The sequence below is a fragment of the Streptococcus oralis genome (genome assembly GCF_001579175.1).
Taxonomy (GTDB): domain Bacteria; phylum Bacillota; class Bacilli; order Lactobacillales; family Streptococcaceae; genus Streptococcus; species Streptococcus oralis_O.
This window is the reverse complement of record NZ_KQ970759.1, coordinates 358466-359912: the sequence shown is the minus strand read 5'-3', so window position 1 is coordinate 359912 and position 1447 is coordinate 358466. Positions and strand designations below refer to the sequence as shown.

The following is a 1447-nucleotide window of genomic DNA, read 5'->3' as shown; positions in this document are numbered from 1 at the left end:
GGAGCATATTTGTTTGTGATGGTAAAGTCTGTAATAGTTGATTCGTATTCTGCTACGGCTTCCTCTGTTACAGTGTATGTGATTTCTTTACCAGCTTTATATTTTGCTAATTTCGTGAATTCGACAGTCCAAGTTCCGTCTGCGGCTGCTTGAACTTCTTTCGAATCAACTTTCTGACCGTCTGCTAAAAGATTGATTGTAATCTTAGTTGGACGTTTGCCGTCTTGGTTATTCGCGTCATCCCAGTTCTTAGTTGCTTTTACATCAACTGTTTCTGGTGAATAACTATTTGTGATGGTGAATCCTGATGCAGCGTCACCAGTAACTTCTGAAGTGTAACCAGCAACAGTTACTTCTACTACTGTGTACTTAATAGGTGTGCCGCCTTTATCAGCATCAAGGTTTGTGAAGCTTCCAGCCCAGTTGTTTGCGGCGTTAAGCTCAAGTGTCTTACCAGTATCTTGACCATCCGCAAGCAATTTAACTGTGACAGAAGATGGACGTTTACCATCTTGGTTGTTCTCGTCCTTCCATACTTTCTTCACAGGAACTTCAGTTTTCGCTGGAGTGTAAGTGTTTGTAAATACAAGATCGTTCGCTTCTTTTGAAGCTGTTGCTTTCAATTCAGTTGCACTTACTTTCTCAACCGTTACTTCAACTTCTTGAACTGTCTTATCGTAAGTGATTCCTGTTTCAGTTCCAGCAACTTCAGAGATAGTGTACTTGTGAGTTCCCACTTGGCTCTCATCATATGAGATTGGTGAGAAGGTCACTGTTCCATCAGCGGCGTTTGTCACTGTTTCAACAACAGTTCCGTCTGCTTTCTTCAGTTCAAAGCTGTATTTACCAGCTTCAAGGTCTTTACCTTCAAGAACTTTCTTAGCTCCAAGAGTTACACTTGTAGTCCCTGCTGGTGTGTAAGTGTTTGTAAATACAAGATCGTTAGCTTCTTTTGAAGCAGTTGCTTTCAATTCAGTTGCGCTTACTTTTTCAACAGTTACTTCAACTTCTTGAACTGTCTTATCGTAAGTGATGCCTGTTTCAGTTCCAGCAACTTCAGAGATGGTGTACTTGTGAGTTCCCACTTGGCTCTCATCATATGAGATTGGTGAGAATGTCACTGTTCCATCAGCAGCGTTTGTCACTGTTTCAACAACAGTTCCGTCTGCTTTCTTCAATTCAAAGCTGTATTTACCAGCTTCAAGGTCTTTACCTTCAAGAACTTTCTTAGCTCCAAGAGTTACACTTGTGGCCCCAGCTGGAGTATAAGTGTTCTCAAATGCTTTTTCATCATCGTAAGTAACAGTTGCTTTAAGGGCACCTTGACCGTTGTCCGCTACAGTAACTGTAGCAGTGATTGTTTTTGAGTCGTAGGTGATGCCTGTAGCAGTTCCAGCTTTTTCAGCAATCTTATAAGTGAAAGTTCCAGCTTTATCGAATTCCAAGA

At 41.3% G+C, this 1447-nt stretch carries 1 protein-coding gene; it reads right to left on the bottom strand.

Going from position 1 to position 1447, the window contains the following annotated elements:
- Positions 1 to 1447 (bottom strand): Cna B-type domain-containing protein (locus SORDD24_RS11525; protein WP_231082676.1); only part of this gene is annotated, 1447 nt, incomplete at both ends.